The sequence below is a fragment of the Streptomyces sp. NPDC079141 genome (assembly GCF_040686775.1).
GTDB lineage: Bacteria > Actinomycetota > Actinomycetes > Streptomycetales > Streptomycetaceae > Streptomyces.
The window spans coordinates 59,585-82,769 of sequence record NZ_JBFBLP010000005.1; the positions used below are offsets into that span (position 1 = coordinate 59,585).

Here is a 23,185-nt window from a genome sequence, read left to right on the forward strand (position 1 = left end):
ACTCGTCGGTGTGGTGAGCACCGACTGGAAGAGCGACCTCAGGCAGCGCGGCTACCGGCTGACGCCGCAGCGGCAACTCGTGCTCGAAGCCGTGGACACCCTTGAGCATGCGACCCCCGACGACATCCTCGCCGAAGTGCGCAGGACGGCGTCGGGGGTCAACATTTCCACGGTCTACCGGACCCTGGAGCTCCTGGAGGAGCTCGGTCTGGTCAGCCACGCGCATCTGGGGCACGGGGCGCCGACGTACCACCTCGCGGACCGGCATCACCACATCCACCTCGTCTGCCGGGACTGTACGAACGTCATCGAGGCGGATGTCTCCGTGGCCGCGGACTTCACGGCCAAGCTGCGGGAGAGCTTCGGGTTCGACACCGACATGAAGCACTTCGCGATCTTCGGCCGGTGCAAGGAGTGCTCGCTGAAGACTTCAACTACCGAGTCGTAGGCTTAGCGCTATGAAGAGCCCCCTGCTGACCCTGCCCGGCGCCGTCCCCGCCGAGGGCGTGGACGAAGGCGTCGCCGCCCACTACGGCGATCTGTTCCGCGAGCAGCGCGCCCTTGCCGACGGCACCGGATTCGTCGATCTCTCGCACCGCGGGGTCGTCGCCGTCACCGGCGAGGACCGCCTCAGCTGGCTGCACCTGCTGCTCACCCAGCACGTCAGCGACCTGCCGGCCGGCCAGGCCACCGAGGCGCTGATCCTCTCGGCGCACGGTCATATCGAGCACGCGCTGTACCTGGTGGACGACGGCTCGACGGTCTGGGCCCATGTGGAGCCCGGCACTCAGGAGGCGCTGATCGCCTACCTGGAGTCGATGAAGTTCTTCTACCGGGTCGAGGTTGCCGACCGGACCGCCGACCGCGCGGTCGTGCACCTGCCGGCCGGCTCGATCGCCGAGGTCCCCGAGGACGCCGTGGTCCGCGAGACCGCGCACGGCCGCGACCTCTTCATCCCCCGCGCCGACCTGGAGTCGTACGCCGAGAAGGCCGGCCCGCCGGCCGGGATCCTCGCCTACGAGGCCCTGCGCGTCGAGCACCACCGCCCGCGCCTCGGCTTCGAGACCGACCACCGCACCATCCCGCACGAGCTGGGCTGGATCGGCACCGCGGTCCACCTCCAGAAGGGCTGCTACCGCGGCCAGGAGACGGTCGCCCGCGTCCAGAACCTGGGCAAGCCCCCGCGCCGCCTGGTCTTCCTCCACCTCGACGGCAGCGAGGTCCACCTCCCCGCCGCCGGCACCCAGCTCCGCCTCGCCGACGAGGACCCCGACGGCCGCAAGATCGGCTTCATCACCACCTCCGCACGCCACCACGAACTGGGCCCGATCGCCCTGGCCCTGGTCAAGCGCAACGTCCCACTGGACGCCCCGCTGATGGCGGGGGAGACGGCGGCGGCGCAGGAAGTCGTCGTTCAGCCCTAGATCTCCAGCGGAACCTAGATCTCCAGCAGCACGGTGAACGGGCCGTCGTTCGTCAGGGACACCCGCATCTTCGCTCCGAAGCGGCCCGTTGCCACCGTTGCGCCCAGGGTGCGGAGTTGGGAGACGACCTCGTCGACGAGGGGCTCGGCGATGTCGCCGGGGGCGGCTGCGTTCCAGGTGGGGCGGCGGCCCTTGCGGGCGTCGCCGTAGAGGGTGAACTGGCTGATGACCAGGAGCGGGGCGTCGATGTCGCTGCACGACCGCTCGTCGCTCAGCATGCGGATCGACCAGAGTTTGCGGGCCAGTTGGGCCGCCTTCTCCTTGGTGTCCTCGTGGGTGACGCCGACCAGGACGCACAGGCCCTCGCCCTCGATCGCCCCGACTGTCTCCGGACCGTGTTCCCCGTCCACGACGACGCTCGCGCCGTCCACCCTCTGTACTACTGCACGCATGCGGACATGATGCCGTACCGCTTTTCCGGACCTCTATTTGATCCTTAACCCCCCATCTGGGGCCGATCGGGGGCACTCGGTCACATAGCGGCCACTTGGGGTGGCACGATGCTTCCACACGCCGGTCGAGGGGACGGTAGAGGCACATGAGCACACCGAGTACCGGGCAGCCGCCCGGGGCTGTCTCGCTGACCCGCACGGGAGACCGGGGCCGTCTCCGGCCGCCCGTGCAGCGCAGCGCCACGGAGGTGGGCGGCCCGCGGCTGCCCGCGGATCCGCCCGAGCACGACCTGACCGTGCTGAGCCTGCCCGAGCTGCGCACCCTGCGCCGGGACGCACAGCGCGACGAGGCCGACCTCAGTTATGTACGACGGCTGCTCCAGGGCCGTATCGACATCCTGCGGGCCGAGCTGGCCCGCCGTTCGCCGCTGGGCGCGGCGTCCGTCGTCGAGCGGCTCCCGGAGATCCTGCGGGACGCACCGGCCCGGTACCGTTCCTCCGCCCGCCATGTGACGCTCGGGACGCCGCACAGCGAGGAGTACCGGCTGCTGGCGGCGGAGATGCTCGCCGAGGTCGAACTGTCGGACCTGGGGGCGCGTACGGACCCGGAGCTGACCGAGGCGATGGGCCGGCTCGTCCGCTACGAGCAGCAGGTCTCCCGCCGGCGCCAGCGGCTGCAGCGCACCACCGACGACTGCAGCGCGGAGATCGCGCGCCGCTACCGGGAGGGAGAGGCGCAGGTCGACGATCTGCTCGTCTGAGGGCGAGGGGGCGCGGAGAAAACGGCACGACAGTCCATCCGCGCCCGCCTACCGTGAGGCCATGACCCGCCGCGCTGACATCGACATCCGCCCGATCACCGAGACCGAGCTCCCCGGCTGGCACCGCGCCGTGAACACCGGCTTCCTGCGCGAACCGAGCCTCACGGCGGAGCAACTCGCCGCCCGCGAACCCTGGTTCGTCCCCGGCCGCCTGCTCGGCGCCTTCGACGGTGACCGCTGTGTCGGCACCTTCCGCTCCTTCGACCAGCAGCTCACCGCCGTCGGCGGCGCCGCCGTCCGGTCCGACGCGATCACGAACGTCACCGTCTCGCCCACCCACCGCCGCCGCGGCCTGCTCGGCCGGATGATGGAGCGGGACCTCACGGCCGCCAGGGAGCGCGGTGACGCCGTCGCCACGCTCATCGCCGCCGAGTACCCGATCTACGGCCGTTACGGCTTCGGCCCCGCCACCACCATGGCCGAGTGGACGATCGACGTCCCCCGCACCGGCCTCGACCCCCGCTGGTCGGGCCCCGAGGACGGCGGCCGTATCGACCTCGTGGACGTCCCCGACGTACGCAAACTCGGGCCCGAACTGCATGAGCGGCTGCGCCGTGCCCAGCCCGGCGCGGTCAGCCGCGACGACCTGTGGTGGCAGGTGGCCACCGGCACCGTCCAGTTCTTCCACGCCTTCGCCGAGCCCCACTACGCCGTGTACCGCTCGGCCGCCGGCGAGGTCGAGGGCATGGTGGCCTACACGGCGGACGACCACTGGGGCGACGGCAAGCAGCCGCTGAACACGGCGAAGGTGAAGTGGCTGATCGGGGTGACTCCGGCGGCCGAACGCGCCCTGTGGCGCTATCTGTGTTCCATCGACTGGATCACCACCGTCAAGACCGGGTGGCGGGCGCCCGACGATCTGCTGCCGCACTTCTTCCCCGATCCGCGCGCCGCCCGGCTCACCACCCAGGCCGACTGGATGTGGGTGCGGATCCTCGACGTCGTAGGGGCCATGGAGGCGCGGACGTACGAGAGCGCGGGGTCGCTGGTGCTCGATGTGGTGGACGGCGGCGGGCGGTACCGGGTCGAGGCGGGCGCGGACGGCGCCGGGAGCTGTGCGACCACCACCGACGGCGCCGATCTCGCCCTCACCCTCTCCGACCTGGCCACGCTGTGGCTCGGCGACGAGTCCGCCGTACGGCTGGCCGCGCTCGGCCGCGTGCGGGAAGAACGAGCGGGCGCCGCCCGGGTGGCCGACGCCCTGCTGCGTACGTCCAGGCGGCCTTGGTGCCCGGACCTGTTCTAGCCCCTTCCTGTCGGTGACAGGCCTGGTCCTCCGTACTCATCCGTAGCGTGCTCTTCAGTTGTGGTTGTTGTGCGGTGGTGCAGACTGACCGGGCTCCCGGCTCCCCTCCGGAAGGGAGCCCGGCCAGCCGGATTCTGGGCCTCGGATCGCCAACCCCCCAAAAGGTTGACCATGTTGCTCAAGTTGGCGACCAACTTCACTGTACTTATGACCGCTTGGAAGCGTCTCATAACCACCTTCCCGTGAACTGCCCAAAGATGGCGGGAAGTTGTACCGTTTTGCCGTGGACCCGAAACACGCCTCCGTCAATGGGCGGGACAGGTCGCAGCGGCCACAGAAGTCCCACCGTGACGTGGCCGACGTGCTGCGCGCCCGGATCAGATCCGGCGAACTGCGGCCCGGCCAGCGCATGCCGACCCAGGCCAGGCTGGCCGACGAGTTCGGTGTCGAGCGCGGAGCCGTACGCCAGGCGCTGCGCATCCTGCAGTCGGAGCAACTGCTCACCAACGTCTCCAAAGGCAGCCCGGCGACCGTCGCCCTGGACCCCGGCAGGGCGCTGACCGGCCCCGGAGCGCCGCCGCAGCCGACGATGGTGGCCCTCGCGCCCCGGATAGCGGAGGCATTCGCCGCCCCGCACGTCGAGATCGACGCCCTCTGCCTGACCTCCATCTCCCTCACCCTCGCCATCGGTGAGCCGCTGCGCCGGATCCACGCGGGACAGCTGAAACCGGCCAAGGTCGACGTCCGCATCCTGCTGCCCAGCCGCCACATCGACCTCGCCTTCCCGGCCCCGCTGGACATCACGGCCACCGGCCGGCTGCGCCGGCACTGGCTCGCCCAGCGCAACGCCCAGGGCCAGGTCCTCCAGCACAACCTGCTCGCCCTGCGGGCCACGCACGGCATCGACGTGCACGTCACCTTCCGCGCGCTGCCCTTCACCCCGCCGGTGAAGCTCTACCTGCTCAACGGCGCGGAGGCGCTCTTCGCGTACTACACGCTGATGCGCCGCGAGGAGGAGATCGACCACGAGCATCTGGAGATGTACGACGCCGAGGGCACCCAGTCCATGCTGTTCGCCTTCGAGCAGGGCGCCGGGCTGCGCGACACCACGTTCGTGGAGCAGTCCCATCTGTGGTTCAACGCGCTGTGGGAGACGATCAGTTCGGAGCTCATGTTCACGAGCTGATCGCCCCCAGAGCGGTTGATCCCTGCACGGTTCGGTCATAGGGCGGGCCCCGAGACCAGGAGCGCGAGCACGATGGCCCCGGCGGAGCTGAACGCCGGGCTCTTGGCCTTGATGCCTATGGTGAGCAGGAGCAGACCGATGATGCCGCTGGTGCCGTACTTCACTTCTACGGTCTGCTCGAAGCCGATCACGAAGACTGCGGCGAGGAAGGCGAGGACAGGCACGATGGTTCCCCCTTCTGGTTTTCCAACTTGAGCCAAAGATTCCGCCAACTCGGCTAAGTTGGTACCAACTCTGATTATGTTGTCCCCACTTGGTTACTACTTATAAACAAGTACCAAACAACTCCACGTAGATGGAGTGGAGTTGTAGCGTTTGGTTGTGACCCAGGAGAACGTGGCAGTGAACGGCAGCAGAAGGCTCACGCCCCAGGAGATCGCCGATGTCCTGCGGGAACGCATCCGCGTCGGAGACCTCAAGGCGGGAGACCGCCTGCCCACCCAGGCCGAGCTCGCCGAGGAGTTCGGCGTGGAGCGCGGCACCGTCCGCCAGGCCCTGCGCGCTCTCCAGGAGGACGGACTGCTCAGCAACGTGAGCAAGGGCAGCCCGCCGCGCATCGCCGCGCCGCCCGCGCCGCGCGGGGAGCCGCAGCCGACGATGGTCGGGCTCGCCCCCCGTCTGGTGGACGCGTTCGCCGCCCGCCATGTGCGCGTGGACGTCGTCTGCCACACCGCCGAGACCCTGATGCTGGCCCTGGGCGAGCCGCTGCGCCGGATCCATGCGGGCGAGATCCACCCGGAGTCGATCGAGGTACGCATTCTGCTGCCCTCCCAGAAGATCACGCTGGCCTTCCCCCGCCTGGTCGAGGGCCATGGCGAGGACGATCCGGTGCACAAGCGCTGGCTGCAGATGCGCAACGCCCAGGCGCAGGTGCTGCGCCACAACCTCCAGGCCGTACGCTCCACGCACGGCATCGACGTCCATGTCACCTACCGCGCCCTGCCGTTCACCCCGCCGGTGAAGCTGTACCTGCTCAACGGCGAGGAGGCGCTGATCGGCTACTACGTGCTGACCGAGCGGGCGGAGGAGTACGAGAGCCAGACCCTGGAGATGTACGACTCCCTCGGCTCCCAGTCCCTCCTCTTCTCCTTCGCCAAGCAGGCCGCGGAGCGGGACGGGGCCTTCGTGGAGGAATCCCAGAAGTGGTTCGACGCCCTCTGGGAAACCATCACGACGGACCTGACACTCTCCTAGTGACTTCTGATACGAAGCAGACTGAACCGGTGGCAGCCGAGACCGAGAACGACACGGAGCAACTCCGGAATCTGATCAGGAACGCCCGAGTGGTGCTGTGGGACTTCGACGGGCCGGTCTGCCGCCTGTTCGCCGGTCACGCGGCGGAGCGGGTGGCGACCGACCTGGTGGAGTGGCTGGAGGGGCGGGGTCTGCACGGTCTGCTGACGGACGGCGAGCGCGAGACCCTCGACCCGCACGTCGTGCTGCGCGCCGTGGACCGCCGGCACCCCGGCAGTGACCTGGTGGCCGAGCTGGAGGAACGTCTCACCAAGGAGGAGCTGCGGGCGACGTCCTCCGCGATGCCGACGCCGTACGCCGATCCGCTGATCCGCACCTGGACGGCGGTCGGCGCGCGGCTGGCCGTGGTCACGAACAACTCCCCGCGGGTGGTGCGCGCCTATCTGACGGGCCGCGGCCTCGACGGCTGCTTCGCCCCGCACATCTACGGCCGCACCCAGAACCTGCACCACCTCAAACCGCACCCCCACTGCCTCCACCGAGCCCTGAACGCAACGGGCTCGGCCCCCACCGCGGCCCTCATGATCGGCGACACCCCCTCGGACTACGAGGCCGCGAAGAGCGCCGGCGTCCCGTTCCTGGGCTACGCGCGTAACGGACGCAAGGAGAAGCTGCTGCGGGACGCCGGGGCCACGTCGGTCGTGGGGTCGCTGTGGTCGTTGCTGCGAGTGATCCGGGAGCAGGTCTGACATTGGCCTCGCCCTTTCTTCCCATCCGGATGGGGGCGTTCAACTTGCCGTCCAATTGGACTGGTTGCCGTGTATTGGTTGTGCCCTCGGCTTGAGATCCCTTAACGCCGAGGTTCATGGCCCGCCAATATGACTGGAATTGGTTTGCTGCGCGGGGAGCCGAGGTACGGTCGGCGTATGTCCTCAGGGCAGGCGGGTGACGGAGGCGGGCAGGCGTACCAGCGCGTCGCGGACGAGCTGTTGTCGAGGCTGTCCGGCGGTCGGTACCCGCACAACAGCTCCCTGCCGACCCAGCGTCAGCTCGCCGAGGAGTTCGGTGTCTCGCGGGACACCGTGCAGAAGGTGCTCCGGATGCTCGCCGGGGAGGGCTGGATCGAGGCCCGGCAGGGCAGCGGCACCCGGGTGGTTCGGGGCCCGTCCTCCGCACGCCGTACCGGCGTCCAGGCAGCAGCCCAATTGGGTGATCGGCTCGACGCCGCGTTCCGCCGGCCGAAGGTCACCCTGGACGTCTTCACCCTGACCTCGCAGTCGCTGACCGCTCATCTCCAGGTCCAGGCGGGGCTGATCAGGGCCCGGCACGCGGAGGGGAAGGACATCCCCCGGGAAATCAGCGTCCGCATTCTGGTGCCGTCCGAGAACCTCCTGCTGGCCTACCCCCGGGCGCTGGAGAATTCCGGGGACGCGCGTCCCCAGGAGCGGCTTCGGGCCATAACCCGACGGCACCTGTCCACCCTGCGGAGTGTGCTGCGGGAGCTGCGGGCCGACGGTCTCGTGCCGTCCGTCGAGGTGAGGGTCGGCCGAGTGCCGCTGACACCCGCGTTCAAGCTCTACGTGCTCAACCGCGACGACGTGCTGTTCGGGCCGTACCGGCTGGTGGAGCGCCGGATGGTGTTCGAGGACGACACCGAGCTGCCCGTGCTCGACGTACTGGGCCTCGGATCCCCCCTCACCCACTTCGTCCGCGACGGCGAACGACCGTCCAAGGACTCCGCTTTCGTCGAGAGCATGCAGGCCTGGTTCGACTCCGTGTGGAACAAATTGGGCGTCGGGGACGTGACAACGGACGTATGAGCGCGTTGTCTCTTGCGGTCGGAGCGCTCGACCGGTCACTCCAGTCGTCCTGAAGGGGGTTCCGGTCGTGGGTGTCTTCACTCGGGACTAATGTGTCTCCACCTTTCCAGCTCCCCGTGGAATCAGGAGCGGCCAGTGGGCCTTCATCAGGTGCCCAGTCCTTCCTCGCTCAGGTGCGCGGACCGGGACACGTTCACCCGTTTCGTGGACGGCGCCCGGAGACAGGGGACGGTGACGCAAGGGCACCACAACCTGAACCACACCGCCCCTCTCACGGAACCGATGGCCCGGCTGGTCGAACGGGAACCCGGCACGCTGGTCACCGTGCGAACGCGCCGCACCGACGCGCTGCCCGTGGTCATCAGGACCTGGCCCGACGAGGCGGCACTCCTGCAGGCGCTGTCGGGCCAGGTGCCCCACGCGCCGGAATGCCTGTACTGGGGCCGCGGCACCTCCGTGTACAGCTATGCGGAGGGCATGGCGCTCTCCGTCGTCTGCCCGAACGGCAAGCCGGTCGACGACCACCTCGTCACGGCGCTGACCGGTTTCATGGCGGGGCTGACGAAGGTCCGCAAGGACAGGCTGCCGTCGCTGGCGGAGCACTGGCCGCGCAACGGCAAGGACAGCGCCGGCTATCTGCGCGCCCTCGCCCAGGAGGCCGAGCGGCAGATCAGGTTGCCCAACTGGGCCGTATTCGGCGGTCTGTTCGCGTCGTTGGGCATCCCCGCCGATGCCATGATGCGCTACGCCGAGCGGGTCCCCGCCCTGTGCCGCCGCCCCCACAGCCTCCTGCACGCCGACCTGCACCGCGACAACGTCATCCTTCCGTACGGCGACGACCCGCCGCTGATCTGCGTCGACTGGGAGCTGGCCGGATACGGCGACCCGCTGCACGATCTCGCCACCCACCTGGTGCGCATGCAGTACCCCGAGCACCAGTGGGACGAGGTGATCGACCGCTGGGCGCAGGCGATGGAGGAGGTCAGGCGGCCCGAGGCGGTCAACGGTCTCGGCCGCGATCTGCGGCACTACATCGCCTTCGAGCGCGCCCAGTCCGTCTACCCGGACGTGATGCGCGCGGCGAGCGAGCTCGGTGATGCGCTCGACACGAAGAAGCTGGAGGTGGCGGCCGGAAAGGTGCAGCGGGCCGTGGTGGCCGCCGCGGGGCCCCTGCGCCTGGCCCGGGTGCCGGAGGCGGTCGAGATCGAGCGGATCCTGTTCCGCTGGTGGGCCTCCGCACTCGGGCCGCGCACCGAGATCGTCCGCCGGGTCACGCCCATCAGCTGGGATCCCGACGAACGTGTGCCGGAACGTTTGGACTTCCCGCGTTCCGCCGTGCACCGGGCCCTGGACGCCGAGGGTGCCGCCCCCGCCTCCCGTGTCTTCAAGGGCGCCACCCACCTCAACACCGTGGTGCAGGTGGAAGGCGCTGACTTCCCCGTCGTCGTCCGGCGGGCCGTGGCCTCGCAGACCCGGCGCGAACGCGGCTTCCTCGACGAGCACGCGGTGCTCAGGGCCATCGAGAAGTCACCCGAGACGCGGGTGCGGGTCCCGCGCGTCCTCGCGCTCGGCACCAGCAACTTCAGGGACCAGTTCGCGATCCACTCCTACGAAGGCCCGGCCTCGGCCGACCGGTCGCCCCGGCATCCGGTGGACGGACTGAGCCGCCGTGAGGCCGACCAGCTGGTGGAGCAGCTCGTCGCGCTGACCCTGGTCGACCACGAGGAGCTCGTGGAGGACCACGACCGGCGCGACTTCTACACCCGGCTGAGCGGCGAACTGGTCCGGCTGGTCGGCTCGCTGCCCCCCGAGTCCAAGGTCGCGGCCAGGGAACTCGGGCTGCCCGACAGCGGCTGGCTGGCAGGCATCCTCGGCCGGCACCGGGTGACCCGTCGGCAGGCCTCCCTGCTGCACGGCGACCTCAACCCCTGGAACATCGTGCTGCACGACGACGGGAAGCTGACCATCATCGACTGGGAGATGGCGATGATCGGCGACCCGCTGTACGACCTGGTGCGCCACATACACCTCACACCGGTCAAGGCGTCGATCCGCGAGCGCATGTACGCCCTGTGGAGCAGCAGACTTCCCCCGGACTCCACCAAGGGCTGGGAGGAGGACCGAAGGCTGTACCGCTGGATCGAGATCGTGCGCTCGGCGTACATCGACCTCGACCGGCTGGTCACCCGGGCCTCCCTGGACGCGCCCAACGTGCAGCGCGCCCTGTCCTCGTACCCGATGACCCTGAACGCGGCCAGGGCCGCCCTGGGTCTGAGCACCCGACAGACCTCCAACCGGTATCTGGCGCGCCTGCTGCAGGCCTGAGCCCTCGGGCGGACGCACTGCGTACGCTCGACCCATGAGCGAGATCGGCCTGCGGGAGCGCAAGAAGCGGCGGATGTACGAGGCCGTGTCGGACATCGCCGTGCGGCTCTTTCTGGAGAAGGGGTTCGACGCGGTGTCCGTCGCGGAGGTCGCCGCGGCCGCCGAGATCTCCAAGCCGACGCTGTTCCGGTACTTCCCGGCCAAGGAGGACCTGGTCCTGTACCGGATCGCCGATCACGAGGGGGAGGCCGCGCGGGTGGTGGGGGAGGGGCCGACGCCGGTGGCGGCGTTGCGGCGGCACTTCCTGGACGGGCTGGAGCGGTGCGATCCGATCACGGGGCTCAATGACCATCCGCAGGTGCTCGCCTTCCACTCCCTGCTGTACGGGACTCCCTCGCTGATGGCCCGGATGTTCGGCTACTTCGAGCGGTCCGAGGCCGCCCTCGCGGAGGCGCTCGGCGGCGATCTGGACGCGCGGCTGGCCGCGGGGCAGGTCATTGCCGTGCAGCGGGTGCTCGCGCAGGAGAACTGGCGGCGGATCGCGGGCGGGGAGAGCGTGGCGGATGTGAAGGGGGACGCGGTGGCCGCCGCCGAGCGGGCGTTCGGGCTGCTGGAGGCGGGGCTGCCACGACTGAGTGAGTCACGGTAAAAAATTTAACTCGGTTACGTTATTCGGTACGCTCGGTGGAATGACGTCAGCCGACCCCACCCTCCAGGACGCCCTCCACCACGAACGCACCCACCACGACCGCTGCCGCGCCGCCCTCACCGCCATGGCCGCCGACGCCGACGAACAGGTCGTCGTCGGCGAGGACGTCTCCGCCTCCGGGGCCGACGCCGAGGTCCTCGGGTACCGGCTGCGCAGCCGCGCCAAGGCGATGCGCGAACTGCCCGAAGGCCCGCTGTTCTTCGGCCGGCTGGACTTCGGCACCGGCCCCCACGCCGGGCAGCGCTACCACGTCGGCCGGCTGCGGATCACCGAGGACCCCGCCGCCCCGCCCCTCGTCGTCGACTGGCGCGCCCCCGTCTCCCGCGCCTTCTACCAGGCCGGCGCCCACGACCCGCAGGGTGTCGCCGTACGGCGGAGGTTCGGCTGGGCGCCGGGCAGCCGCGGGGACTCCGCCGACCTCACCGGGCTGGAGGACGAGCACCTCGGGCGAGGTGAGTCCCAGGTCAGCGAGATCGTCGCGCGGGAGATCGAACGGCCCCGCGTCGGCCCCATGCGGGACATCGCCGCCACCATCCAGCCCGAGCAGGACGACCTCGTCCGTGCGGACGTCGGCGTCTCCATCTGCGTCCAGGGCGCCCCCGGCACCGGCAAGACGGCCGTCGGACTGCACCGCGCCGCCTACCTCCTCTACACCCACCCCCAGCGCATCCAGCGCTCCGGCCTGCTGATCCTCGGCCCCAACCGCACGTTCCTCTCCTACATCTCCGAGGTGCTCCCGGCCCTCGGTGAGACCGGCGTGCGCCAGTCGACCCTCGAAGAGGAGATCGCCCGCCACCCCGCCACCGGCACCGACGACGACCGGACCGCCGCCCTCAAGCACGACGCCCGCATGGCGCGCGTGCTGCGCCGTGCGCTGTACGCGCGCGTGGACGAGGCGAACGGCGACTCGCTCGTCGTACCGGACGGCTCGTACCGCTGGCGGGTCGACGCCCGCGAGCTGACGGGGATCGTGCGGGACGTGCGTGCCGAGGACCTGCCGTACGGGGTCGGGCGGGAACGGGTGCGGACGCGGGCCGTGGAGTGCCTGCGGCGACAGGCCGAGCGGCGGGCGGGACTCCAGCCGAACGCCTGGGTGCGCAGGATGAGCGGACCGCGCGGCGTCGGCGGATACGTCGACGTGGTGTGGCCGCGGGTGCGGCCCGAGGAGGTGCTCGCCGAACTCCTCACCGGGCCCGACGAGTTGGCGGCGGCGGCCGACGGCCTGCTCGACGCCGACGAGCAGAAGGCGCTGCTGTGGACGAAGCCACCGCGGTCGTGGAAGTCGGCGCGCTGGTCGCCCGCCGACCTCGTCCTGCTCGACGAACTGGCCGGGCTGATCGAGCACCCGGAGGGGTACGGCCATGTCGTCGTCGACGAGGCGCAGGACCTCTCCCCGATGGAGTGCCGGGCCATCGCACGGCGGGCGTCCTTCGGGTCGCTGACCGTGCTCGGCGATCTGGCCCAGGGCACCACACCGTGGGCTGCACGGTCCTGGCGGACGCTCCTCGGTCACCTGGGCAAGCCGGACGCGGCCCTGGTGCCGCTCTCCACCGGTTTCCGCATGCCCGCGGCCGTCGCGGAACTGGCCAACCGGCTGCTCGCCCGCCTCGACGTGGACGTGCCGGCGGCCCGTTCGCTGCGCCGGGACGGCGAGCTGACGCTGCGGCGGGCGCCGGCCGACGAGGTGCCCGCGGCGGTCGTGGCCGCCGTACGCGACGCTCTCGCGCGGGAGGGCGCCGTCGGTGTCGTCGCGGCCGACGCGGACGTACCCCGCCTGCGGGCGGCACTCACCCCCACCGACCGGCTGACCGTGGTGCCGGCGAGCCTCGCCAAGGGTCTGGAGTACGACCATGTCGTCGTCGTGGAGCCGAGGACGATCGCGGAGTCCGAACCCCGTGGCCTGCACCGCCTGTACGTGGCGCTGACCCGGGCGGTGTCGCGGCTGGACGTGGTGCATGCCAGGGGGCTGCCGTTCTGAGGGACCCTGGGGGTGATGCTTCTCTTCCTCGACATCGACGGGACGCTGATCCCCTTCGGGGCGCCGGGGCCGTACCCCGTGCACCGGGCCCCCGCCGGGCTGCCCCGGACCGCCGCCCACCCGCTGCTGGACCGGGTCGATCCCGCGCTCGGGCCGCGGCTGGCCGGCCTGGGCTGCGAACTGGTGTGGGCGACGACCTGGACGGACGACGCGAACCTCTGGCTGGCGCCCTGGCTCGGGCTGCCGGAGCTGCCCCGGGTGGAGTGGCCGGCGGACGCCGAGGAGCGCGGCGGGCTCCACTGGAAGACCCGGCCCCTCCTCGCCCGCGCGGCCGGCCGGCCCTTCGTCTGGGTCGACGACGAGATCACCGACGTGGACCGGCACTGGGTCGCGGACCGGCACCCGGCGCCCGCCCTCCTGCACCGCGTCGACCACCGGTACGGGCTGACCGACGCGGACTTCGCCGTGCTGGCGGAGTGGATCAGCGGCCCAGCAGCTCGGCGACCCGCATGAAGCCGTCCCCGCCGTGCCCGAGGCCGATCACCCGGCGGGCCTGGCCCTCGGCAGCGCGCAGCACGCTCGCCTCGATGCCGTGGGACTCGGAGGTGTGGACGATGTGGGCCATGGAGGAGACCGCCGAGGTGATCGGGTTGAGCTCGCCGGAGTAGGTGCCCTCGTCCACGTCCTTGGCGAACTCCTCGAACAGGGGCGGCAGGATCGCGCCGATGCCCTGCGCGAAGGGGGTCAGCTCGCGGGCGCTCACGCCCTCGGCGCGGGCCACCGCGAGGGCGTGCGCGTAGCCCGCCATCGCCGTCCAGAAGATGTCGAGCAGGGCGATGTCGTAGGCGGCGGCCCGGCCGATGTCCTCGCCGAGGTGGGTGTGGGTGCCGCCGAGGACGGAGAGCAGCGGGTGGTGCCGCTCATGGAGGTCCTTCGGGCCGCTGAGGATGAAGACCGCGTCGGGCGTTCCGATGCTGGGCGTCGGCGTCATGATCGCGCCGTCCAAGTACTGGACGCCGTGCGCGGCGGCCCACTCGGCGGTGTCCCGCGCTCGGCCCGGCGTGTCGGCGGTCAGGTTCACGACCGTACGGCCCTTCAGGGCGTCGGTGACGTCGTCCTTGCGCAGGATCGCGTCGGAGGCGTCGTAGTTCACCACGCTGACCACGGTCAGCGGGCTCGCGGCGACCGCCTCCGCGGCCGTGGCGGCGCCCACCGCGCCGCGGGCCAGCAGCTCGGTGTCCCGGCCCGGCGTGCGGTTCCACACGGTGGTCCGCACACCGGCGTCCAGGAAGGCGCCGGCCAGCGCCCGGCCCATCGGACCCAGTCCGAGAACGGTGACGGCAGACTGGTCGTCGTACGTGGACATGCTGCTTCAACTCCCATATGTGAACACTCGCGTATGTGAATACTCGTAACAAAAGGGGCGACGATGACGCGCAGCCGTGCTCAGGACCCGAACGTCTGCGGAGTGACCGCCGCGATCGCCGTGATCGACGGCAAGTGGAAGACGAGCCTGCTCTGGATGCTGGAGTCAGGCCCGCACCGCCCCGGCGAACTGCGCCGCCGGCTGCCGGGCCTCAGCGAGAAGGTGCTGACCCAGGCGTTGCGCGAGATGGAGGAGGACGGTCTGGTGCACCGCGAGGTGTACGACGTGCTCCCGCTGAAGACGGTCTACTCGCTGACCGCCTTCGGCCGTGAACTCTCCGAACTCCTCGGCCCCCTCTCCGACTGGGGCCACCGCCGCCTGGAGCGGCTGGCGGAGGCCTCCTGATCACCTGCGTCCAGCCTCACGCACGGGCCGCGCACTGCCAAGTACCCACAAAAAGGTGGGTACTCAAGGTCAGTGGCGGGCCTTCTTCAGCTCGCCGAAGGTCGCCCAGGCGTCCGCGACCGGGCCCATGTGGGTGAGCTTGTCGGGGTTGTTGACCGAGCGGATGGCGCGGATCCGTCCGTCGGCGACATCGAGAGCGAGGGCGTTGAGGATCCGGCCCTCCCGGTCGCGGAAGACCGCCCCCGGTTGGCCGTTCACCTCGTGCCGCTCCAGCGTCACGCCGATCCGGAGCAGCTGGGGGAAGAACGCGCCCAGCACCCGGGCCACGCGCTCGGCGCCCGCGATGTCCCTGGCCAGCTGCGGCGCCTTGCCGCCGCTGTCCCCGACCGCCTCTACATCGGCGGCGAGCAGGTCCCGCAGTCCGTCCACGTCGCCCTCCCGGAGCGCGTCGAAGAACCGTGCCGCCAGCTCCTCGCGCTCCTGCCGGTCGGCCTCGAAGCGCGGGCGGCCCTCGTCCATGTGGCGCCGGGCGCGCACCGCGAGCTGACGGCACGCCGCCTCCGACCGCCCCACCGCCGACGCCACCTCCGGGAAGCCGTACCCGAACACCTCCCGCAGCACGAACACCGCCCGCTCCAGCGGACTGAGCCGCTCCAGCAGCAACAGCGCCGCCATCGACAGCGAGTCGGCCAGCTCCGCCGACCGCGCCGGATCCTCGTACGGGTCGGTGAGCAGCGGCTCCGGCAGCCACGGCCCGACGTACGTCTCCCGCCGGACGCGCGCCGAGCGCAGCACGTCGATCGAGATCCGGGTGACCACGGCGGACAGGAACGCCTTGGGCGACACCGGCGGCGTCGGCGAGGCCTCGTACCGCAGCCAGCTCTCCTGCACCGCATCCTCGGCCTCGCTCACACTGCCGAGGATCCGGTAGCCGATCGCGAACAGCAGCGGGCGCAGGTCCTCGAAGTCGTCGGTACGGGTGGTCGTACGAGCGCCTGGCGGGGCGACGCCGGTGCCTCCGGCGGTCGTGCCGACGCCTCCGGCGGTCGTGCCGACGCCTCCGGCGGTCGTGCCGACGCCTCCGGCGGTCGCGCCGACGCCTCCGGCGGTCGTGCCGACGCCTCCGGCGGTCGCGCCGATGCCTTCCGCGGTCGCGCCGATGTCATCCGCGCTCGTGCCGGCGCCTGTCGTGGTGACGCTGGTGCCTTCGGCGGTTGCGTCGGCGTGTTCCGTGGCGACGCCGGTGCCTCCGGCGGTCGTGCCGACGCCTCCGGCGGTCGTGCCGATGTCATCCGCGCTCGTGCCGGCGCCTGTCGTGGTGACGCTGGTGCCTTCGGCGGTTGCGTCGGCGTGTTCCGTGGTGGCACCGGTGCCTTCCGCGCTCGCGCCAGCGCCTGTCGTGGTGACGTCGACGCCGACGCCTCCGGCGGTCGTGCCGGCGTCTCCCGTTGTCATGCCAGCGCCTTCCTGAAGCCGTCGCGCCATGAGGGGTAGTGCGGCTCCCAGCCCAGCTCCCGTTTGGCCTTGGCGTTGGAGAAGCCGCGTCCCTCGGTCATCATCACCACCGGTACGTCCCCGGCGAGCAGCCGGGCCAGCCACTTGGGCACCCGCATCGGCCGCTTGGCGCCCGCGCACCTCGCCAGATACGGCAGCCACTCGCTCGCCGGCGCCGGTTCGTCGTCGACGATGCTGAACACGCCCCGCGCGTGCTGCTCCACGGCCAGGACCGTGGCGCTCGCCGCGTCGTCCAGATGCACCCAGGAGCTGTAGCCGGTGCCCCGTCCGACGAGCGGGAACTGCCGCTTGCGGATCAGCTCGACCTGGTCGTCGGTGGCGCCCGGGCCGTAGAACGCGCCGTACCGCAGCACCGCGCCGCCGGCCTTGACGACCGCGTCCTCCAGATGGCGCACCGCCGCCACCATCGGCTCCAGCGCCGTTCCCGTCAGCGGGTCCAGCGGGTCGTCCTCGGTCTTCACCCAGCCGCCCTCGCGGATGCCGTTGAAGCTGCCGAAGCCCTGCGCGACGAACGTGGTCACGCCGGTCGCCTCCGCGGCGGCCAGCAGATGGTCCGTCCCCTCGGTGCGCAGCCGGTTGGTGGTGGCGAAGAACCGGTCGAAGTGCCGCATGTCCGGCTTGCCGCGGCCGAGACCGGTCATCTGGTGCACGATCGCGTCCGGCCGCGCCTCGGCCACCGCCGCCCCGACCGACAGCGGGTCCAGCCCGTCCATCACGACCGCCTCGGCGCCGAGTTGCCGCAGCAGCTCCAGCTTGCCCGGGTCCGTCGTCGTAGCCGTCACCTGATGCCCGCGGGCCACGAGCTGCGGCACCAGCCGCCGCCCCAGCACTCCGCTGCCACCCGCCACGAACACCCGCATGTCCCTCACCTTCCCGGTTCCGTCGGTCCGTCGCCGCACGATCGGTCCGTCTCTGAACACTGGGACGAACCGGCCCGGCCGGATGTGACATCGGCGGATCGGCGGCCGCGACATGACGTGGCGCACTTTTGCAAGCACGTGCTTGCAATAGTTAGCGCGGATGGTGCAGGGTGGGGATATGGCAACGCTCAACGTCGGCAATCTCGGTGAGTATCTGCGCGAGCAGCGGCGCAACGCGCAACTGTCGCTGCGGCAGCTCGCCGACGCCGCCGGCGTGTCCAACCCGTACCTCAGCCAGATCGAGCGCGGGCTGCGCAAGCCGAGCGCGGAGGTGCTCCAGCAGGTCGCCAAGGCCCTGCGGATCTCCGCCGAGACGCTGTACGTGCGCGCCGGCATCCTCGACGCGGAGCGGGACCGGGACGAGGTGGAGACGCGTGCCGCGATCCTCGCGGACCCCACGCTGAACGAGCGGCAGAAGCAGGTGCTGCTCCAGATCTACGAGTCCTTCCGCAAGGAGAACGGCTTCGGGATGCCGGGCGACGCCCCGCTCGGTGACGTCTCGTTGAGCGACGGTGCGACGGGCGATCAGGACGGCGAGGACGCCGGGCCCGTGGAGCGCCGTACCCGCACGTCCGGCGACGGCGAGGACGCCGTCGAGCAGAAGCCGCGCAAGCGACGCAGCTCGCCCAAGCGGCGGAACACGCAGAGCACACAGAACGCGCAAGACCCGCAAGACCCGCAGCAGTCGGCCGGCTGAACCGGCCACCATCGGCCGGTCGCACAGCCGCGGGACACCAAAAAACCCTCACCTGCAAGCGACCCGGGAGGACCATCACCATGGCCATCACCGACGACATCCGCAAGGCCGTTACGGACCCGACCCCGCTCTACTTCCTCGCCGGCGCCGGTGATCTGGCCTTCCAGGAGGCCAAGAAGGTGCCCGGTCTGGTGGAGCAGCTGCGCGCCGAGGCCCCGGCCCGCATCGATGCCGTGCGCAACACCGACCCGAAGGCCGTCCAGGAGAAGGCCGCCACGCGCGCCAAGGAGGCCGGTGCCCGCGTCAAGGAGACGCAGGAGACCCTTCAGGCGAAGGTCACCGAGTTCTTCAACACCCTCGACGGCGACCTGAAGAAGCTCGGCACCACGATCGACGCCGACCTGAAGAAGTTCGGCGAGAGCGCCCAGGACATCGCGCTGCGCGGTGTCGGCGTCGCCGCCGAGTACGCCGTGAAGGCCCGCGAGACCTACGAGAAGGTCGCCGAGCACGGTGAACAGGCCGTGAAGACCTGGCGCGGCGAGGCGGCCGAGGAGATCGAGGAGCTCGCCGCGGCCGTCGAGCCGAAGGCCGAGCCCGTCGAGGTCAAGGAGGAGGACAAGCCCGCCGAGGACAAGCCCGCAGCGGCCGCCCCGGCGAAGAAGTCCACCGCCAAGAAGGCCACCCCGCGCAAGACCACCGCCAAGAAGACGACGCCGCCCGCGAAGTAGCCGACGTCAGTTGGGCGGGCCGGGCACCCTTGGGGTGTCCGGCCCGTTCTACGGGTACGGTGACCGCGTAGGGACGAGCCGAGTCGGGTGGTGGACGTTGTGCTGATGCAGGGCTTCACAAACTTCATGTGGCTGTTGAGCATGGCCCTGATCCTTTTCAGCGGCTTCGCGCTGATCGACGCCGCCACGCGCCGCGAGGACGCCTACCGGGCGGCGAGCAAGCAGACCAAGCCGTTCTGGCTGATCGTCCTGGGGCTCGCCTTCGTGGTGAACCTGATCTTCAACATCCTGTCGTTCCTGCCGATCATCGGCCTCATCGCGACCATCGTCTACATGGTCGACGTACGCCCGGCGATCCGCAGCCTCCCGGGCGGCGGCCGCAACAGCCGCCGGGGTTCGAGCAGCGACGGCCCTTACGGCCCCTGGAACGGCGGGCGGTAGGCGCCGGCGCCCCGCTCAGCCCGCCCGATCCAGCAGCAGCACAGCCACGTCATCGGTCAGCTCGCCCCCATTGAGCTCGCGAACCTCCGTAACCGCCGCTCGCAGCAACGCCTCTCCCCGCAGCCCCTCGGAGAGCTGGCGCCGCACCATCGACACCATCCCGTCCTGCCCGAGCCGCTCCCGGCCCTCACCGACCCGCCCCTCGATGAGACCGTCGGTGTAGAGCATCAGGCTCCACTCGGCCCCCAGCTCCACCTGCATCCGAGGCCACCGGGCCCCGGACAGCAGCCCGAGCGCGGGGCCGTTGTTGTCGTACGGCAGCAGCCGCGCCGCGCGCCCGGGACGGGCCAGCAGCGGCGACGGGTGCCCGGCGAGGCACAGCCCCGCGCGTCGTCCGTCCGGCGCGATGTCGACCGTGCACAGCGTCGCGAAGATCTCGTCGTCCGCCCGCTCGTGCTCCAGGACCTGCTGCAGCGTCCCCAGCAGTTCGTCGCCGCACAGCCCCGCGAGCGTCAGCGCCCGCCAGGCGATCCGCAGCTCCACACCGAGCGCGGCCTCGTCCGGGCCGTGCCCGCAGACGTCACCGATCATGGCGTGCACGGTGCCGTCGGCGGTGCGGACGACGTCGTAGAAGTCGCCGCCGAGCAGGGCGCGCGAACGCCCGGGCCGGTAGCGCGCGGCGAACCGCAGTGAGGAGCCCTCCAGCAGCGGTGTGGGCAGCAGGCCGCGCTCCAGCCGGCGGTTCTCCTGAGCCCGCACGCGGCCCTCGGCGAGCCGTCGCTCGGCCGAGTCGGAACGTTTCCGCTCCACGGCGTAGCGGATCGCGCGGCTCAGCAGCCGGCCGTCCAGCTCGTCGCGCAGGAGGTAGTCCTGGGCGCCCACGCGCACCGCCTCGGCGCCGCGCTCGCCGTCCCCGGACGCGGTGAGCGCGAGAACGGCATGCCGGGGTGCGAGCTCCAGCACATGCCTGAGCACGGCGAGCTCGTCGTCCTCGTCGCCGCGGCCGGGGGCGGGCAGCGCGAGGTCCAGCAGGATGCAGTGGACGTCGTCGGTGAGCAGCCGCTCGGCCTCGGTGAGGTTGCGGGCGGTGCGGACCCGGATCGGCCGGCCGGCCCGGTCCAGCAGTTCGGGCAGGACCGTGGAACCGCCGGGATCGTCCTCGATCAGCAGCAGCGTCAGGTTCGTGTGGGTGTTGTCCTTGGCGTGGTTGTTGTCCTTGGAGGGGCCGCCGGCTGTGGGCGCGGCCTGCGCCTGACCACTCTCCACGGCCGGGATCGCTCTCTGCCGCGGTACGGGTACGGGCATTGTCCTGAGTTCCTTCCCTCCCCCCGAGGGCATGGCGGGTGCGAGGGACCTCGACCCACCGACGGGGACCATAGCGGTAGTCGGCGCGGTAAAGGAATGGTGCAGGCCACGTCGTTGGACGGCACGCCACTGTCATATGCCGCGTTCCGTACCTCAGTTGGGCAGGGCGGGAAACGTGCGGGAATGACGAACGTCACGTCCGTACGGGGTTTGCGGCGCCGGCGGTCGTGCGGTGCGTCACGTGACCGGGACCACGTGACGCCCGTCTCGCAGCTTTTGTCATATCTTCGGCCGGAGTTGTGGCCCTGACGCTCACGCCCCCGGCCGGACCACGCCCAGAATCGGCATCGAGCCCGCCCCGGCGAGGGTCACCGTGCGCCCGGGGCGCGGGGCGTGGATGATCGCGCCGTCGCCGACGTACACCCCGACGTGGCTGGCGTCGTCGAAGTAGATGATGAGGTCGCCGGGGCGCATGTCCTTGGTGTCGACGCGCTTGAGCTGCTGCCACTGCGCCTGCGAGGTGCGCGGAATGCCCTGGCCCGCGCTCGCCCACGCCTGTGAGGTCAGGCCGGAGCAGTCGAAGCTGTCGGGGCCCTCGGCGCCCCATACGTACGGTTTGCCGATCTGGGCGGTCGCGTACTCGACGGCCTTCTTGCCCTGGGCGGTCGCCTTGCCGTCGATCTCGTCGAGGATGCCGGAGTCGAGCCAGGCGGTCTGCGCCTCGTGGGCGGCCTGCCGCTCCAGTTCGGCGAGGCGCTTCTTCTCCTCCGCCTCCAGCTCGGACTCCAGCTCCTCGGCCGCCGCGATCTGCTTCTTGATCTCCTTCTTGGCCTTGGCCTTCGCCTTGCGGTTGGCCTCCAGCTTCTCCCACTGGGCGGAGGCGTCCTGGGCGTACTGCTCCAAGTCCTGCTGGGTGCGGGTCATTTCGCCGAGCAGGCCCTTGGTGGCGCGCTCGCCCTGGATCACCCGGCCGGCGCCGTCGAGGAACTCCTGCGGGTCGTCGCTGAGCATCAGCCGGGCCTCGTCGGGCAGTCCGCCGCTGCGGTACTGGGCGGCGGCCGCGGCGCCCGCGCGGTCCCTCAACTTCTCCAGCTTCTTCTGGCCCTTCACGATCTTCTTGGCCAGCGCCACGATCTCGGCGGACTGCTTCTCGGCCTTCTCCTCGGCGGCGTTGTACGCGTCGGTGGCGACGGCCGCGTCGTGGTAGAGCCGGTCGAGCTTCTTGCGTACGGCCTCAAGGTCCTTGTTGGTCACGGGAGTCGACGGGCTCGCCGACGCGCTCGGTGTGGGCTTGGGGCTCGGACTCGCGAACGCGGTCCCGGGTGTCGCCAGCACGGTGACCGCGCAGACCACGGTCACGGCAGCAGTGATCAGGCTGCGCCTGCCCGTACCCATACCTCTTCCCCCAACCTGATTTACCGTCAGTAACTTACGGATGCCTGGGGGATCGTGCCATGCCGCGGCGCAAAACGACAGAGGTGCCGACAGACACAGCGCTACCGGTGGCTACCAGCGGCTACCGGCGACTTCTGGTGCATCCCCCTTTTCCCGCCCCCGCACGACGATCTCCCCGCCTTTGTGACGAACGACTCACGGAGATCGTTCCCCGCAGGTCACCGGGTGTGCGGAGTCATCCGCGGGGGGCCAACGCCGCCCACGCCACCGTCACTTCGCCCTGCCGCCAGCGCACCGGCCCGTCCGTCACCGGCCAGTCGGCCGTCAGATCCCGCACCGCGCGGATCCAGCGCTGACGGGCGCCGTAGGAGGCGTAGGGCGCGGCGGCGGCCCAGGCGCGGTCGAAGTCGCGCAGGAAGGCGTGCACGGGTTCGCCTGGGACGTTGCGGTGGATGAGTGCCTTCGGCAGCCGTTCGGCCAGGTCCGAGGGGCGCTCCAGGGAGCCCAGCCGGGTCGCGAAGGTCACCGTGCGCGGCCCCTCCTGGCCGAGCGCGACCCACGCATGCCGGCGCCCGATCTCGTCGCAGGTCCCCTCGACCAGCAGTCCGCCCGGTGCCAGTCGCGCGCACAGCCGCTCCCACACGGCGGCCACCTCGGCCTCGTCGTACTGGCGCAGCACGTTGGCCGCCCGGATCAGCAGCGGCCGCTGGGGGACCGGGATCTCGAAGCCGCCGTGCCGGAAGACGAGCCCCTCGCGCTCGTACGGCCGGGCCGCCGCGACCCGCGCCGGTTCGATCTCGACGCCGACCACGCGCGCGCGTGGCGCCGCCGCGCGCAGCCGCGTGAGCAGCTCGACCGCCGTCCAGGGGGCCGCCCCGTATCCGAGGTCGACGGCGACGGGATCGGCGGCGCGGCGCAGCTCGGCGCCGTGCGCCGCCGCGATCCAGCGGTCCATGCGGCGCAGCCGGTTCGGATTGGTCGTCCCGCGCGTCACCGTGCCGACGATGGGGGTCCCCCCGCGCGAGCGAAGCCGAGCGTGGGGGAGGGCGGCGGCGCGGGCTGTCATGTGTACGAGGGTATGCGCCCGGGGGACTCCTCCCGCTCTCGAACGGTTGAGCGAGTGTCGGTAATGATTCGGCAAAGAACCCGCGGCTGGAAATGGAGTGGCCACTTCCGGCGTTGCACCCCCGTGGAGGGC

23 protein-coding genes and 1 pseudogene are annotated in these 23,185 nt (G+C 71.0%); 16 read left to right on the top strand and 8 right to left on the bottom strand.

Translation table 11 applies throughout. The features are described from left to right. Positions 1-10: 10 nt before the first annotated feature. Entirely contained in the window at positions 11-448 is a 438-nt protein-coding gene (locus AB0Q90_RS16920) for a transcriptional repressor (protein WP_363161365.1), read from the top strand. A 10-nt stretch (positions 449-458) separates the two neighbouring features. Further along, the gene (locus tag AB0Q90_RS16925) at positions 459-1,424 is read left to right on the top strand and encodes a folate-binding protein (RefSeq protein WP_363161364.1); all 966 of its coding nucleotides are present in this window, start codon (positions 459-461) and stop codon (positions 1,422-1,424) included. 14 nt (positions 1,425-1,438) lie between these two features. Here AB0Q90_RS16925 and dtd read toward each other — a convergent pair whose 3' ends face one another. Then, a complete protein-coding gene (gene dtd, locus AB0Q90_RS16930) occupies positions 1,439-1,876 on the bottom strand; it encodes a D-aminoacyl-tRNA deacylase (protein WP_363161363.1) in 438 nt (145 codons plus the stop codon). 146 nt (positions 1,877-2,022) lie between these two features. Between dtd and AB0Q90_RS16935 the strand changes: the two genes are divergently transcribed. From AB0Q90_RS16935 to AB0Q90_RS16945, 3 genes are all read left to right on the top strand, one after another. Next, positions 2,023-2,637, top strand: coding sequence for an aerial mycelium formation protein (locus AB0Q90_RS16935; RefSeq protein ID WP_363161362.1), 615 nt, complete (start codon positions 2,023-2,025; stop codon positions 2,635-2,637). Between the two features lie 61 nt (positions 2,638-2,698). Next, the gene (locus AB0Q90_RS16940) at positions 2,699-3,943 is read left to right on the top strand and encodes a GNAT family N-acetyltransferase (protein ID WP_363161361.1); all 1,245 of its coding nucleotides are present in this window, start codon (positions 2,699-2,701) and stop codon (positions 3,941-3,943) included. A 283-nt stretch (positions 3,944-4,226) separates the two neighbouring features. After that, positions 4,227-5,129: a GntR family transcriptional regulator gene (locus tag AB0Q90_RS16945; protein WP_363161360.1), complete on the top strand. Its 903-nt coding sequence runs from the start codon at positions 4,227-4,229 to the stop codon at positions 5,127-5,129. Positions 5,130-5,164: 35 nt separating this feature from the next. Here AB0Q90_RS16945 and AB0Q90_RS16950 read toward each other — a convergent pair whose 3' ends face one another. Then, positions 5,165-5,353 carry a hypothetical protein gene (locus AB0Q90_RS16950; protein ID WP_363161359.1) on the bottom strand — a complete coding sequence of 63 codons (189 nt, stop codon included), beginning with the start codon at positions 5,351-5,353 and terminating at the stop codon, positions 5,165-5,167. A gap of 151 nt (positions 5,354-5,504) precedes the next feature. On the opposite strand from AB0Q90_RS16950, the gene AB0Q90_RS16955 reads away from it, so the two are divergent. From AB0Q90_RS16955 to AB0Q90_RS16985, 7 genes are all read left to right on the top strand, one after another. Then, a complete protein-coding gene (locus AB0Q90_RS16955) occupies positions 5,505-6,383 on the top strand; it encodes a winged helix-turn-helix domain-containing protein (protein WP_363161358.1) in 879 nt (292 codons plus the stop codon). Positions 6,384-6,412: 29 nt separating this feature from the next. Then, complete coding sequence (locus AB0Q90_RS16960; protein WP_363161357.1) at positions 6,413-7,132, top strand: HAD family hydrolase; 720 nt, start codon at positions 6,413-6,415, stop codon at positions 7,130-7,132. Between the two features lie 177 nt (positions 7,133-7,309). Then, positions 7,310-8,203 carry a GntR family transcriptional regulator gene (locus AB0Q90_RS16965; protein ID WP_363161356.1) on the top strand — a complete coding sequence of 298 codons (894 nt, stop codon included), beginning with the start codon at positions 7,310-7,312 and terminating at the stop codon, positions 8,201-8,203. 231 nt (positions 8,204-8,434) lie between these two features. After that, positions 8,435-10,528, top strand: coding sequence for an aminoglycoside phosphotransferase family protein (locus AB0Q90_RS16970; protein WP_363161355.1), 2,094 nt, complete (start codon positions 8,435-8,437; stop codon positions 10,526-10,528). Between the two features lie 34 nt (positions 10,529-10,562). After that, a complete protein-coding gene (locus AB0Q90_RS16975; protein ID WP_363161354.1) occupies positions 10,563-11,177 on the top strand; it encodes a TetR/AcrR family transcriptional regulator in 615 nt (204 codons plus the stop codon). Between the two features lie 40 nt (positions 11,178-11,217). Beyond that, entirely contained in the window at positions 11,218-13,215 is a 1,998-nt protein-coding gene (locus AB0Q90_RS16980) for an ATP-binding domain-containing protein (protein ID WP_363161353.1), read from the top strand. Positions 13,216-13,230: 15 nt separating this feature from the next. Further along, entirely contained in the window at positions 13,231-13,728 is a 498-nt protein-coding gene (locus tag AB0Q90_RS16985) for an HAD domain-containing protein (RefSeq protein ID WP_363161352.1), read from the top strand. Here the strand turns inward: AB0Q90_RS16985 and AB0Q90_RS16990 are convergent. Beyond that, positions 13,697-14,581, bottom strand: coding sequence for an NAD(P)-binding domain-containing protein (locus tag AB0Q90_RS16990; protein WP_363161351.1), 885 nt, complete (start codon positions 14,579-14,581; stop codon positions 13,697-13,699). The genes AB0Q90_RS16985 and AB0Q90_RS16990 overlap by 32 nt on opposite strands. 63 nt (positions 14,582-14,644) lie before the next feature. On the opposite strand from AB0Q90_RS16990, the gene AB0Q90_RS16995 reads away from it, so the two are divergent. Next, positions 14,645-14,986: a helix-turn-helix domain-containing protein gene (locus tag AB0Q90_RS16995; RefSeq protein ID WP_363161350.1), complete on the top strand. Its 342-nt coding sequence runs from the start codon at positions 14,645-14,647 to the stop codon at positions 14,984-14,986. 69 nt (positions 14,987-15,055) lie between these two features. On the opposite strand, the pseudogene AB0Q90_RS17000 reads toward AB0Q90_RS16995, so the two are convergent. Both AB0Q90_RS17000 and AB0Q90_RS17005 read right to left on the bottom strand, forming a co-directional pair. Beyond that, positions 15,056-15,967 (bottom strand): annotated as a pseudogene (locus AB0Q90_RS17000) (RNA polymerase sigma-70 factor); the annotation flags it as partial. 470 nt (positions 15,968-16,437) lie between these two features. Then, on the bottom strand, positions 16,438-17,361 hold the full coding sequence (locus AB0Q90_RS17005; RefSeq protein WP_363161349.1) for an NAD(P)-dependent oxidoreductase: 924 nt from the start codon (positions 17,359-17,361) through the stop codon (positions 16,438-16,440). 178 nt (positions 17,362-17,539) lie between these two features. On the opposite strand from AB0Q90_RS17005, the gene AB0Q90_RS17010 reads away from it, so the two are divergent. The 3 genes from AB0Q90_RS17010 (at position 17,540) to AB0Q90_RS17020 (ending at position 19,287) form a co-directional block, all read left to right on the top strand. Further along, on the top strand, positions 17,540-18,118 hold the full coding sequence (locus AB0Q90_RS17010; protein WP_363161348.1) for a helix-turn-helix transcriptional regulator: 579 nt from the start codon (positions 17,540-17,542) through the stop codon (positions 18,116-18,118). An 80-nt stretch (positions 18,119-18,198) separates the two neighbouring features. Beyond that, the gene (locus AB0Q90_RS17015; RefSeq protein ID WP_363161347.1) at positions 18,199-18,846 is read left to right on the top strand and encodes a hypothetical protein; all 648 of its coding nucleotides are present in this window, start codon (positions 18,199-18,201) and stop codon (positions 18,844-18,846) included. Positions 18,847-18,951: 105 nt separating this feature from the next. After that, complete coding sequence (locus AB0Q90_RS17020) at positions 18,952-19,287, top strand: DUF2516 family protein (RefSeq protein ID WP_363161346.1); 336 nt, start codon at positions 18,952-18,954, stop codon at positions 19,285-19,287. 15 nt (positions 19,288-19,302) lie between these two features. On the opposite strand, the gene AB0Q90_RS17025 is transcribed toward AB0Q90_RS17020, so the two are convergent. The 3 genes from AB0Q90_RS17025 to AB0Q90_RS17035 all read right to left on the bottom strand — a co-directional run bounded on the left by AB0Q90_RS17025 (position 19,303) and on the right by AB0Q90_RS17035 (position 22,942). Beyond that, the gene (locus tag AB0Q90_RS17025; protein ID WP_363161345.1) at positions 19,303-20,592 is read right to left on the bottom strand and encodes a SpoIIE family protein phosphatase; all 1,290 of its coding nucleotides are present in this window, start codon (positions 20,590-20,592) and stop codon (positions 19,303-19,305) included. A gap of 312 nt (positions 20,593-20,904) precedes the next feature. Next, the gene (locus AB0Q90_RS17030) at positions 20,905-21,987 is read right to left on the bottom strand and encodes a C40 family peptidase (RefSeq protein ID WP_363161344.1); all 1,083 of its coding nucleotides are present in this window, start codon (positions 21,985-21,987) and stop codon (positions 20,905-20,907) included. A 235-nt stretch (positions 21,988-22,222) separates the two neighbouring features. Then, positions 22,223-22,942 carry a class I SAM-dependent methyltransferase gene (locus tag AB0Q90_RS17035; RefSeq protein ID WP_363161428.1) on the bottom strand — a complete coding sequence of 240 codons (720 nt, stop codon included), beginning with the start codon at positions 22,940-22,942 and terminating at the stop codon, positions 22,223-22,225. Positions 22,943-23,185 lie beyond the last annotated feature (243 nt).

What these genes read in the sequence shown, in the direction of transcription:
- AB0Q90_RS16925 (WP_363161364.1), top strand. Translation starts at nt 459, where the DNA reads ATGAAGAGCCCCCTGCTGACCCTGCCCGGCGCCGTCCCCGCCGAGGGC.
- dtd (WP_363161363.1), bottom strand. Translation starts at nt 1,876, where the DNA reads ATGCGTGCAGTAGTACAGAGGGTGGACGGCGCGAGCGTCGTCGTGGAC.
- AB0Q90_RS16935 (WP_363161362.1), top strand. Translation starts at nt 2,023, where the DNA reads ATGAGCACACCGAGTACCGGGCAGCCGCCCGGGGCTGTCTCGCTGACC.
- AB0Q90_RS16940 (WP_363161361.1), top strand. Translation starts at nt 2,699, where the DNA reads ATGACCCGCCGCGCTGACATCGACATCCGCCCGATCACCGAGACCGAG.
- AB0Q90_RS16965 (WP_363161356.1), top strand. Translation starts at nt 7,310, where the DNA reads ATGTCCTCAGGGCAGGCGGGTGACGGAGGCGGGCAGGCGTACCAGCGC.
- AB0Q90_RS16975 (WP_363161354.1), top strand. Translation starts at nt 10,563, where the DNA reads ATGAGCGAGATCGGCCTGCGGGAGCGCAAGAAGCGGCGGATGTACGAG.
- AB0Q90_RS16980 (WP_363161353.1), top strand. Translation starts at nt 11,218, where the DNA reads ATGACGTCAGCCGACCCCACCCTCCAGGACGCCCTCCACCACGAACGC.
- AB0Q90_RS16985 (WP_363161352.1), top strand. Translation starts at nt 13,231, where the DNA reads ATGCTTCTCTTCCTCGACATCGACGGGACGCTGATCCCCTTCGGGGCG.
- AB0Q90_RS16990 (WP_363161351.1), bottom strand. Translation starts at nt 14,581, where the DNA reads ATGTCCACGTACGACGACCAGTCTGCCGTCACCGTTCTCGGACTGGGT.
- AB0Q90_RS16995 (WP_363161350.1), top strand. Translation starts at nt 14,645, where the DNA reads ATGACGCGCAGCCGTGCTCAGGACCCGAACGTCTGCGGAGTGACCGCC.
- AB0Q90_RS17005 (WP_363161349.1), bottom strand. Translation starts at nt 17,361, where the DNA reads ATGCGGGTGTTCGTGGCGGGTGGCAGCGGAGTGCTGGGGCGGCGGCTG.
- AB0Q90_RS17010 (WP_363161348.1), top strand. Translation starts at nt 17,540, where the DNA reads ATGGCAACGCTCAACGTCGGCAATCTCGGTGAGTATCTGCGCGAGCAG.
- AB0Q90_RS17015 (WP_363161347.1), top strand. Translation starts at nt 18,199, where the DNA reads ATGGCCATCACCGACGACATCCGCAAGGCCGTTACGGACCCGACCCCG.
- AB0Q90_RS17020 (WP_363161346.1), top strand. Translation starts at nt 18,952, where the DNA reads ATGCAGGGCTTCACAAACTTCATGTGGCTGTTGAGCATGGCCCTGATC.
- AB0Q90_RS17025 (WP_363161345.1), bottom strand. Translation starts at nt 20,592, where the DNA reads ATGCCCGTACCCGTACCGCGGCAGAGAGCGATCCCGGCCGTGGAGAGT.
- AB0Q90_RS17030 (WP_363161344.1), bottom strand. Translation starts at nt 21,987, where the DNA reads ATGGGTACGGGCAGGCGCAGCCTGATCACTGCTGCCGTGACCGTGGTC.
- AB0Q90_RS17035 (WP_363161428.1), bottom strand. Translation starts at nt 22,942, where the DNA reads ATGGACCGCTGGATCGCGGCGGCGCACGGCGCCGAGCTGCGCCGCGCC.